This window comes from Microvirga vignae, from assembly GCF_001017175.1.
Classification (GTDB): Bacteria; Pseudomonadota; Alphaproteobacteria; order Rhizobiales; family Beijerinckiaceae; genus Microvirga; species Microvirga vignae.
The window spans coordinates 1-9,229 of the sequence record NZ_LCYG01000076.1 but is presented as its reverse complement, the minus strand read 5'-3'; the positions used below and the strand labels follow the sequence as shown (position 1 = coordinate 9,229).

The following is a 9,229-nucleotide window of genomic DNA, read 5'->3' as shown; positions in this document are numbered from 1 at the left end:
ATCTACGACCGGGCCAAGGGCTATCTCTACTACGATGCCGACGGCTCGGGGGCGGCCGCGAAGGTGTTGATCGCCCAGTTCACCAACAAGGCCGTGCTTGCCTATTCCGAGTTCACCATCATCTGAGGCGATGAACCTCATCGGGCTGCAGCCGAAACGGCAGCTCTCATCGACAAGTCCGCTGGCGGTCTTCCATATCTTGGAAGCGGGCCGATCCAGCAAAAGCCTGGGCGATACAATGATGGCCCAGGCTTCTTCACTCAGCTTAAGCCCGCTCCTCATTCGAAGAGCGGGCGTTTTGTTTTTGCCTTATGCCGCAAGCTGGCGCAGCACGTAGTGCAGGATGCCGCCGTTGCGGAAGTACTCGACCTCCTCGAGTGTATCGATGCGGCAGAGCACCGGAACGCGCTTCACCGAACCGTCGGCGGAGGTGATCTCCAGATCCATGCGCTGACGCGGCTTCAGGTCGCCGGCGAGGCCCTTGATGGTGATGGTCTCGTCGCCTTTCAGGCCCAGCGACGCCCAGGAGGTGTCGCCTTCGAACACGAAGGGAGCCACGCCCATGCCGACCAGGTTCGAGCGGTGAATGCGCTCGAAGCTCTCGGCGATCACGGCGCGCACGCCAAGCAGGCTCGTGCCCTTGGCCGCCCAGTCGCGGGACGAGCCGGTGCCGTATTCCTTGCCGGCGAGAACGACCAGCGGAACGCCCTCGTCCCTGTAGCGCATGGCGGCGTCGTAGATGAACATCCGCTCGCCGGAGGGCTGATGGATCGTGTAGCCGCCCTCGACCACGTGGCCGCTCTCGTCCTTCACCATCTGGTTCTTGATGCGGATATTGGCGAATGTGCCGCGCATCATGACCTCGTGGTTACCACGACGGGTGCCGTACTGGTTGAAGTCGGCGACCGCGACCTGGCGCTCCTGCAGGTACGTGCCGGCGGGCGATGCCGCGCGGATGTTGCCGGCAGGCGAGATGTGGTCGGTGGTGATCGAGTCCTGGAAGAGACCGAGGATGCGGGCGTTCACGATATCCGTGACCGGCTTCGGCTCCTTGGTCATGCCCTCGAAGTAAGGCGGGTTCTGCACATAGGTCGAACCGGGGGGCCACTCGTAGGTGAGGCCCGGTTCGAAGGTGACCTTCTTCCAGTTGGCGTCACCGGCGAACACGTCCGAGTAGCGGGTCTTGAACAGCTCGCTCGTGATCGTGCGATCGATGAACTCCTGCACTTCCGCCGAGGACGGCCAGATGTCCTTCAGATAGACCGGCTGACCGTCGGAACCCGTGCCCAGCGGATCCTTCGTGAGGTCCACGAGCATGGAGCCGGCGAGAGCGTAGGCCACGACCAGCGGAGGCGAAGCGAGGTAGTTCGCGCGCACGTCGGGGTTCACGCGACCTTCGAAGTTGCGGTTGCCCGAGAGCACCGACACGGCCACGAGATCGTTGTCGTTGATCGCCTTCGAGATGTTCTCCGGCAGCGGACCCGAGTTGCCGATGCAGGTGGTGCAGCCGAAGCCGACGAGGTTGAAGCCCAGCGCATCCAGGTCGTCCTGGAGGCCAGCCTTCTTGAAGTATTCCTCGACGATCTGCGACCCGGGCGCGAGCGAGGTCTTCACCCACGGCTTGGACTTCAGCCCCTTGGCGACCGCATTGCGGGCGAGAATGCCTGCGCCGATCATCACGCTCGGGTTCGAGGTGTTGGTGCAGGAGGTGATCGCCGCGATCACCACGTCGCCGTGGCCGAGATCGTAATTGGCGTTCTCAACCTTCACGCGCTTGGCCGTTTCGCCAGCCTTGCGGAATTCCTTCTCCATGGCGCCGAGGAACTCGGTCTTGGAGTTGTCGAGAGTCACGCGGTCCTGGGGACGCTTGGGGCCGGCGAGTGAGGGAACCACGTCGCCGAGGTCGAGCTCGAGGGTGTCGGTGAAAACCGGGTCCGGCGTCTCGGCCGTGCGCCACATGCCCTGGGCCTTGGCGTAAGCCTCGACCAGAGCCACGCGCTCGTCCGTGCGGCTGGTCGTGCGAAGATAATCGATGGTCTTCTGGTCTACGGGGAAGAAGCCGCAGGTCGCGCCGTATTCCGGGGCCATGTTGCCGATGGTGGAACGGTCGGCAACCGACATGTCGTTGAGGCCGGGGCCGTAGAATTCCACGAACTTGCCGACGACGCCCTTCTTGCGCAGCATCTGGGTGACGGTGAGCACGAGGTCGGTGGCGGTCACACCTTCCTTCAGCTTGCCCGTGAGCTTGAAGCCGATGACCTCGGGAATAAGCATGGAGACCGGCTGGCCGAGCATGGCGGCCTCAGCCTCGATGCCGCCCACGCCCCAGCCGAGAACGGCGAGGCCGTTGACCATGGTGGTGTGCGAATCGGTGCCGACGAGGGTGTCCGGATAGGCCACTTCCTCACCCGAGGCCGTGTCCTTGCGGGTCCACACGGTCTGGGAAAGGAACTCCAGGTTCACCTGGTGGCAGATGCCGGTGCCGGGGGGAACGACCGAGAAGTTCTCGAAGGCGGTCTGGCCCCACTTGAGGAAGCGGTAGCGCTCGCCGTTGCGCTGGTATTCCAGCTCCACGTTGCGGTCGAAGGCTTTCGGCGTGCCGAACTCGTCCACGATCACCGAGTGGTCGATCACGAGATCGACGGGGACCAGCGGGTTGATCTTGCGCGGGTCGCCGCCGAGGTTCTTCATGGCGTCGCGCATGGCGGCGAGATCCACCACGGCCGGGACGCCGGTGAAGTCCTGCATCAGGACGCGGGCGGGGCGGTAGGCGATTTCCTTCTCGTCCTTGCCCTTGTTGTGGAGCCAGGCGGCCACGGCCTGGATGTCGGCCTTCGTGACCGTGCGGCCATCCTCGTAGCGGAGCAGGTTCTCGAGCAGCACCTTCATGGAGAAGGGCAGCTTCGAGGCTCCGTTGAGACCGTTCTTCTCGGCCTCGACGAGGGAGTAGTAGGTGTAGGTCTTGTCACCGACATGAAGTGTCTGGCGAGCATTGAAGCTGTTGTTGAGCGTCACGGCGAATCCTCGCGTGCATTGGGTTACGAACGAACAGTTTGTTCGGCCGAAAGCGCGAAAAGCGCGCGCCGCTCCGGGGGCGCCCGGACAGGGGAAAAGCGCGCGAGGCGGATTGGACGCCTTGGCGCGCGGCGCAGCCGAGGGTGCTATAGATCATTTCCAACCATCCCGCTACACGGTTTAGAACGGTTCTGGGGTGCAAAGAGGGCAGTGCTCCGAAAGTAGGGGACGAGTTTGCGTCTGAGCGTTAACAATCTGGCCTGTGATCGAGGCGGGCGCCGGATCTTCGAGGGCGTGTCGTTCACCCTTCTGTCCGGTGAGGCCCTGGTGATCACCGGGCGCAACGGTGCCGGGAAGTCGACCCTGCTCGAGCTGCTCGCCGGGCGTCTCCATCCTGCCGGCGGAAAGATCATCTGGGAAGGAGCGGGCGAGCGCAGCCTCACCGAATGCCTTCATTACGTGGGCCATCGGGACGCGCTCAAAAGCGCGCTGACCGCCCAGGAGAACCTGGACTTCGCCCGTGATTTCCTCGGTAACCCTGCATTGTCCCCTGCTGAGGCGCTGGAGGCCGTGGGCCTTGCCCATGCGGCCCGGCTGCCGGTGGGCTATCTCTCGGCGGGACAGCGCCATCGCGTAGCATTGGCCCGCCTTCTCGTGGCGCATCGCCCTCTCTGGCTTCTCGACGAGCCGACCTCGGCGCTCGATGCCGCCTCGCAGGAGACCCTCCGTCAACTCCTTGAGAATCACCGCGCACAAGGCGGCATGATCGCCGCCACCACCCATTCGCCGCTGTTTCTCTCCGAACCGAAAGAGATCCGGATCGAGCGCCAATCGGCTCGCATCGAGAGAGAGGTGCCATGACCCGCTCCTTCCGTGCGCTCCTGATTCGCGACCTGAAGCTCGCCGCGCGCGTGGGCGGTTCGGGCGTCATGGGCCTCATCTTCTTCCTGATGATCGTCACGCTGATCCCCTTCGCGCTCGGGCCGGATCTCAACCTGCTATCGCGAATCGGCCCGGCGATTCTCTGGATCGCAGCTTTGCTCGCGACTCTCATTGGCCTCGACCGGCTGTTCCAGGCTGACCAGGAGGATGGTTCGCTTGAACTGCTCCGTCTCTCGCCCGCGCCGCTCGAACTGATCGTGCTCGCCAAGGTCACCGCCTATTGGCTAACGACCGGACTGCCGCTCGCGATTGCCACGCCGCTCTTCGGGCTCCTCGTGGCGCTCTCGCCCGAGGGCATGCTCGCCATGGTGGTGACGCTTCTGGTCGGCACGCCCGCGCTCACCTTCATCGGCGCGGTGGGCGCGGCGCTCACGGCCTCGCTGCGGCGCGGCGGCCTGATCCTCGCGATCCTGGTGCTGCCCTTCATGATCCCGACCCTGATCTTCGGCGTCTCGGCGGCGAATGCTGCGGTGGGCGGCACGGTGCCCTTTGCGACGCCTTTTCTCATTCTCATTGCGCTGACGCTGATTTCAGCCGTGGTCGGCACAGCCGGCACGGCGGCGGCCTTGCGGTCGGCCGAGTAAGACGGCGCTCAGCGGGCAGCCGGGCCGAACGCCGCGTCGAATCCGTCCGCGCCTTCGCGGGTGAAAGTCAGCACGCGCCCGGACTCGCGCCGGACCCATTGCCTCTCGATCATTCGGGAGAGCACCGCTGCGCCCAGAGCGCCGCCGAGATGGCTGCGCCTCTCGCTCCAGTCGAGGCAGGCGCGGCAGACGGGGCGACGCCCCTTCTCCAGGGCCGCCAGATCGATTCCGAACGCGGCGAAGAAAGCGCGGCCCTTGTCGGTCAGGGCCAGATCCTGCCCGTCTTCGATAAGGCCCTGCCGCTGGGCTCCCCTGAGCAGGGCGACGCCCCGTTCGCCGGCGAGGTGATCATAGCAGGTGCGGGCAGATCTGAGCGCCGCATCTTTCGGGCCGGTCCGCACACGCGTTGCCCCCGTGCGCTGGGCCAGGCCCATCAGAGCTTCCAGGACCTCGGCCACGTCCGGACCCGAGAGCCGGTAATACCGGTGCCGCCCCTGTTTCTCCGCCGTCAGCAGATTGGCCGCCTCAAGTTTGGACAAGTGCCCGCTTGCTGTCTGGAGCGTGACGCCAGCCGCCTCGGCAAGCTCGCTCACCGTCAGTGCCCGTCCATCCATGAGGGCGGTGAGAATATTGGCACGGGCCGGATCGCCGAGAAGCGCGGCCACGGAGGCGATGACGGGACCTTCTTTCATACTTCGACCATAGCCGAACTATTGGCGTCGAACAATCGGGTAAGACGGCTCGTGTTGCAAATCAACTAGGATCCCGACCGATGATCACCTGCTTCATCCGCTACGAAATCGACCCATTCAAGGTTTCGGCCTTCGAGGAATATGCCCGCTCCTGGGGTCAGGCCATTCCCCGCTGCGGCGCCGATCTCATCGGCTATTACGCACCGCACGAGGGTTCCAGCACCGTCGCCTACGGGGTCTACAACATCAAGAACTTGGCCGAGTACGAGGCCTATCGCGAGCGCCTGAGGGACGATCCGCTGGGTCGTGCCAATTACGAATTCGCCCGGAAGGAGCAGTTCATCCGCCGGGAGGACCGGATCTTCCTGCGGCTCGCCTCGGCGCCCCATGCGGAGCTCGTCCGGCCATGATCGCAGTGATCTTCGAAGTCTGGCCGGCCGGGGAGGATGGCCGGCACCACTATCTCGATCTTGCGACGGCGCTGCGTTCTGATCTGCTCACGATGGATGGCTTCATCTCCATCGAGCGCTTTCAGAGCCTGAGCGAACCGGGCAAGCTCCTGTCGCTGTCGTTCTGGCGCGACGAGGATGCGGTGCAGGCGTGGCGCAACCTGCCCTCCCATCGCGCCACACAAGGCCAGGGCCGCGCCGGCACCTTCAGGGACTATCGCCTGCGCGTCGCGAGCGTGATCCGTGATTACGGCTTGAACGAGCGCGAGGAGGCGCCGGCGGACAGCCGCGCGGTGCACGAGCGACTTCCTTCTCCTGTCGTCACGGGCGAAGGCTGATCCCGAAGGCCTGCTCGATGGCGGGCTTTCCGTCCCGCTCCACGCGATAGATCGCGCGGTAGAGACCGGGCCGGAAGCCGCCTGCAGGTTGCCTGATGCCGGTAAACATCATCCATTGCGCCTTGTTGCGATCGAGCGGCGGGGCCTTGTTCTGGGCAATCGGTTTTCCGTCGGGATCGAAGAGTGTGAGAATCTGTGCGTCACCGCCTTTGAGGCCGATGGCGCGCACATAGGCCACGAGGGCAGGGGAGGTGGTCGTCGGTGTGTTCTGCTCCGCAGAACCCGATTCGATCGCCTCCATCGACACCGGGCCCGGAGCAAATCCTTTGTTCAGCACGCTGCCTGCCTGATAGGCGAGGGCGCTCCGCTCCGAAGGCTCCCAGAGCGAGGCCTGCTGCCCGGCTCCGCAGGCTTGGCTGGCGGGGCCTGAGGTGAAGGGATCGACCACTTGGCCGTCCTTGCGGACAGTGAAATGGAGATGCGGAAACTCGGTTGCGCCGGACAGGCCGATCCGCCCGATCCTGTCGCCGGCCTTGACAGTATCGCCAGGCTTCACGGCAAGGCTGCCCTTGGCCATGTGGCAGTACTGGGTCTGCCAGCCATTGCCGTGATCGACGACGGCTCCATTGCCGCATTCGGTGTTCTCGACAGACTCGCGGTTACGGCCGGACAGAGAGATATCCTCAACGCCATCGCGGGTGCGCAGAACCGTGCCGTCCGCTGCGGCCACGACATCGACGCCTGCTTTTTGCGCGGCCGTGGTCGGCACGCGGATATCGGTACCGTCATGCCCATCATAGGTCAGCGTCCCGCAGCGATAATCCTCGGCTTCAGGGGATGAGTCGTGATCCACGTAGTGCTGAATGAAGCAGGTGCGCCCGATCTCGCAGGCGGCGGGCAGGCGGAACAGCATCTCCTGCGCATGCGCAGCCCTCGGCGCAGCGAGGCTCAAGGCAATCAGGCTGAAGGCAGGAAGACGCATGGTTTTCTCCGCAACAATGATGCGGGTGACCATAGCCTTTCCCATGGCGAATGAAAGGCAAAGCCCGAGAGGGCTTTAAGGACAATACCGGATTGCCGGAATGCGCCCTCGGCGACTAAAGAACTGCCGTTCTGGCGAAATCGTTATTCAGCTTAAATAGCGCTCCTCGTTGCAGGCGTGCTTAAGGGCCGCTACATCGTGCGTATGATCCGTGAGCTTGCCAATCCCACCCGTTTCATGAGCCTCAGCGGCACCCTTCTGCCCTGGGTCACGGGCTTGGCCATGCTGCTGCTCGGCCTGGGCCTCTATATGATCTGGTTCGTCGCGCCCGCCGATTACCAGCAGGGCGAGATGGTGAAGATCATGTACATCCACGTGCCGGCGGCCTGGCTGTCCCTGTTCTTCTACATGATCATGGCAAGCTCCGCCTTGGGTACGCTCGTGTGGCGGCATCCGCTGGCCGACGTGTCGCAGAAGGCGGCAGCGCCCATCGGCGCGGCCTTCACGCTCATCTGCCTCGTCACCGGCTCGCTCTGGGGCAAACCCATGTGGGGCACCTATTGGCAATGGGATGCGCGGCTGACCTCCATGCTCGTGATGCTGCTCATCTATCTCGGCATTCTCGCGCTCTGGCGCGCCATCGAGGAGCCGAACCGCGCTGCGCGCGCCGTGTCGATCCTCACATTAGTCGGTGCGGTGAACGTGCCGATCGTGAAATTCTCCGTCGATTGGTGGAACACGCTTCACCAGCCGGCTTCGGTGTTCCGTCTCGGCGGCCCGACGATCCACCCGTCCATGCTCGTGCCGCTGCTCGTGATGGCGCTCGCTTTCACCTTTATCGGCGTTGCGCTGCATCTGTCGGGAATCCGCACGGAGATTCTGCGCCGCCGCGTGCGCACGCTCACCATCCTTGAGGCCGAGCGCCTCGATGCCCAGGCTGCCTGATGACGCATACCTTCTTCATCGTCTTTTCCTATGCTCTCACGGCGCTCGTGATCGCAGGCCTGATCCTTCGTGCAGTGATCGACCATCGCGCACAGGTGCGTGCGCTCGCCGAGCTCGAATCCCGTGGTGTCGGCCGGAGGTCGCGCCGTGGCTGAGGCGACCGCACCGCGCTCGCGGCTGATCTTCATCCTGCCCGTCGTCGTTTTCGTCATCCTGGCGGGTCTGTTCTTCGTGCAGCTCACCTCGGGCCGCAATCCGGCAGAGCTTCCTTCAGTGCTCCTCAACAAGCCGGTGCCCACCTTCAGCCTCGCACCGCTCGAAGGCCTCGCCGCCGATGGCAGGCCCGTGCCGGGCTTTTCCAACGAGGACCTGAAGGGCCGCGTCACCATCGTGAATGTGTGGGCCTCCTGGTGCGCGCCGTGCCGACAGGAGCATCCGCTGCTCGTGGACCTCGCGAAGGACCCGTCCGTGCGCCTTGTGGGCATCAACCAGAAGGACAACCCGGACAACGCCCGCCGCTTCCTCGGCGCGCTCGGCAATCCCTATGCCGCCGTCGGCGTCGATCCGAATGGCCGCGCCTCCATCGATTGGGGCGTCTACGGCGTGCCGGAAACCTTCATCGTCGGCCCGGACGGCATGATCCGCCACAAGCACATCGGGCCCCTGACGCCCGAAAATATCGCAGGCTTCAAGGAGCGCTTAAGCCAAATCCCGCGCGCTTGAGGCGGTTGATCGCCACATCCAGCGCCGAGAGAAACGCCGAACGGTCCTTCTGAGAAAACGGCTTTGGCCCGCCGGTCACGTCGCCCATGGCGCGCAGATCCTCCATGAGGTTTCGCGTGGCGAGCGCCATGCCGATGGAGGCTTCCGTGAAGGGCTTGCCAGTGGGGCCGATCACGTCTGCGCCTGCGCTTACGCAACGATGGGCTAACGGAATATCGGCGGTGATCACGATCGCGCCGCGGCGCGCCCGCTCCGCAATCCAGTCATCCGCGGCATCGAAACTGGCACTCACCACAACGCGCTCGATCAGCGGACTTTGCGGCACCATGAGGAAAGTATTGGCCACCACGAAGGTCTTCACCCGGTGGCGCTCGGAGACCTTGTAGACCTCGCTCTTCACAGGGCAGGCATCGGCATCCACATAGATTACGATGGCTTGAGAGGTCTCGGTCATGAGCCATTTATTCCTTTCGCGGCAATCTTTAGCCCGAATCGAAGAACATCCTTAGAAGTCGGGTTCATTCCCGTTGTTAACCTTAGGCCGTGTGGACGGATTGGG

At 64.2% G+C, this 9,229-nt stretch carries 11 protein-coding genes; 7 read left to right on the top strand and 4 right to left on the bottom strand.

What is annotated here, in order from left to right:
* Nucleotides 1-309: 309 nt before the first annotated feature.
* Complete coding sequence (acnA, locus tag AA309_RS24800) at nt 310-3,015, bottom strand: aconitate hydratase AcnA (RefSeq protein WP_047191711.1); 2,706 nt, start codon at nt 3,013-3,015, stop codon at nt 310-312.
* A 234-nt stretch (nt 3,016-3,249) separates the two neighbouring features.
* On the opposite strand from acnA, the gene ccmA reads away from it, so the two are divergent.
* Nucleotides 3,250-3,876, top strand: a complete 627-nt coding sequence (ccmA, locus tag AA309_RS24795) for a heme ABC exporter ATP-binding protein CcmA (protein WP_047191710.1) — start codon at nt 3,250-3,252, stop codon at nt 3,874-3,876.
* The gene (gene ccmB / locus AA309_RS24790) at nt 3,873-4,541 is read left to right on the top strand and encodes a heme exporter protein CcmB (RefSeq protein WP_047191709.1); all 669 of its coding nucleotides are present in this window, start codon (nt 3,873-3,875) and stop codon (nt 4,539-4,541) included. Before ccmA ends, ccmB begins: the two co-directional genes overlap by 4 nt.
* A gap of 8 nt (nt 4,542-4,549) precedes the next feature.
* Here the strand turns inward: ccmB and AA309_RS24785 are convergent, their stop codons facing one another.
* Nucleotides 4,550-5,233 carry an ArsR/SmtB family transcription factor gene (locus tag AA309_RS24785; protein WP_047191708.1) on the bottom strand — a complete coding sequence of 228 codons (684 nt, stop codon included), beginning with the start codon at nt 5,231-5,233 and terminating at the stop codon, nt 4,550-4,552.
* A gap of 80 nt (nt 5,234-5,313) precedes the next feature.
* On the opposite strand from AA309_RS24785, the gene AA309_RS24780 reads away from it, so the two are divergent.
* Together AA309_RS24780 and AA309_RS24775 are read left to right on the top strand one after the other, a co-directional pair.
* On the top strand, nt 5,314-5,643 hold the full coding sequence (locus AA309_RS24780; protein WP_047191707.1) for an NIPSNAP family protein: 330 nt from the start codon (nt 5,314-5,316) through the stop codon (nt 5,641-5,643).
* Complete coding sequence (locus tag AA309_RS24775; protein ID WP_047191706.1) at nt 5,640-6,020, top strand: antibiotic biosynthesis monooxygenase family protein; 381 nt, start codon at nt 5,640-5,642, stop codon at nt 6,018-6,020. The genes AA309_RS24780 and AA309_RS24775 overlap by 4 nt, the downstream gene beginning before the upstream one ends.
* Here AA309_RS24775 and AA309_RS24770 read toward each other — a convergent pair.
* Nucleotides 6,004-7,002: a M23 family metallopeptidase gene (locus tag AA309_RS24770; RefSeq protein WP_047191712.1), complete on the bottom strand. Its 999-nt coding sequence runs from the start codon at nt 7,000-7,002 to the stop codon at nt 6,004-6,006. The genes AA309_RS24775 and AA309_RS24770 overlap by 17 nt on opposite strands.
* 204 nt (nt 7,003-7,206) lie before the next feature.
* On the opposite strand from AA309_RS24770, the gene AA309_RS24765 reads away from it, so the two are divergent.
* The 3 genes from AA309_RS24765 to AA309_RS24760 are packed head-to-tail and all read left to right on the top strand — an operon-like array spanning nt 7,207 to nt 8,670.
* Nucleotides 7,207-7,947, top strand: a complete 741-nt coding sequence (locus tag AA309_RS24765; protein ID WP_047191705.1) for a heme ABC transporter permease — start codon at nt 7,207-7,209, stop codon at nt 7,945-7,947.
* The gene (gene ccmD, locus AA309_RS33540; protein WP_084731610.1) at nt 7,947-8,102 is read left to right on the top strand and encodes a heme exporter protein CcmD; all 156 of its coding nucleotides are present in this window, start codon (nt 7,947-7,949) and stop codon (nt 8,100-8,102) included. Before AA309_RS24765 ends, ccmD begins: the two co-directional genes overlap by 1 nt.
* Nucleotides 8,095-8,670: a DsbE family thiol:disulfide interchange protein gene (locus AA309_RS24760; RefSeq protein ID WP_047191704.1), complete on the top strand. Its 576-nt coding sequence runs from the start codon at nt 8,095-8,097 to the stop codon at nt 8,668-8,670. Before ccmD ends, AA309_RS24760 begins: the two co-directional genes overlap by 8 nt.
* Here the strand turns inward: AA309_RS24760 and AA309_RS24755 are convergent.
* Complete coding sequence (locus AA309_RS24755; RefSeq protein ID WP_047191703.1) at nt 8,636-9,124, bottom strand: YaiI/YqxD family protein; 489 nt, start codon at nt 9,122-9,124, stop codon at nt 8,636-8,638. The genes AA309_RS24760 and AA309_RS24755 overlap by 35 nt on opposite strands.
* Nucleotides 9,125-9,229: the final 105 nt, after the last annotated feature.

Excerpts from the sequence above, each read along its gene's own strand:
- ccmD (WP_084731610.1), top strand. The coding sequence starts at position 7,947 with ATGACGCATACCTTCTTCATCGTCTTTTCCTATGCTCTCACGGCGCTC.
- AA309_RS24780 (WP_047191707.1), top strand. The coding sequence starts at position 5,314 with ATGATCACCTGCTTCATCCGCTACGAAATCGACCCATTCAAGGTTTCG.
- AA309_RS24755 (WP_047191703.1), bottom strand. The coding sequence starts at position 9,124 with ATGACCGAGACCTCTCAAGCCATCGTAATCTATGTGGATGCCGATGCC.
- AA309_RS24765 (WP_047191705.1), top strand. The coding sequence starts at position 7,207 with ATGATCCGTGAGCTTGCCAATCCCACCCGTTTCATGAGCCTCAGCGGC.
- AA309_RS24770 (WP_047191712.1), bottom strand. The coding sequence starts at position 7,002 with ATGCGTCTTCCTGCCTTCAGCCTGATTGCCTTGAGCCTCGCTGCGCCG.
- AA309_RS24775 (WP_047191706.1), top strand. The coding sequence starts at position 5,640 with ATGATCGCAGTGATCTTCGAAGTCTGGCCGGCCGGGGAGGATGGCCGG.
- AA309_RS24785 (WP_047191708.1), bottom strand. The coding sequence starts at position 5,233 with ATGAAAGAAGGTCCCGTCATCGCCTCCGTGGCCGCGCTTCTCGGCGAT.
- ccmB (WP_047191709.1), top strand. The coding sequence starts at position 3,873 with ATGACCCGCTCCTTCCGTGCGCTCCTGATTCGCGACCTGAAGCTCGCC.